General features: G+C 45.6%; 1 pseudogene. It reads left to right on the forward strand.

The annotated features are described in order from the left end of the window. Positions 1 to 226: pseudogene (locus LI126_RS15315) on the forward strand (glycosyltransferase); the annotation flags it as partial.

Raw genomic sequence — 226 nt, forward strand, 5'->3', positions numbered from 1 at the left:
GTTGCCTATGGGATTCCACGGAGCAAGATTACCTATATTCCTAACTTTGTTGATGATGCCAAGTTTCATCCCGTTGACGAACTTGAAAAAAGAAGGCTGAAAACTAAATGGGGGATCGCTCAGCAACGGTTTGTCGTGGTGGGCAGTGGTCAGATTCAAGAGCGCAAGGGCGTTTTTGATTTTATCCAATTAGCCGAGCAGAATCCTGACGTTCAGTTTATCTGGG

The organism is Mediterraneibacter sp. 210702-DFI.5.30, from assembly GCF_020560115.1.
Lineage (GTDB): Bacteria > Bacillota > Clostridia > Lachnospirales > Lachnospiraceae > Mediterraneibacter > Mediterraneibacter faecis.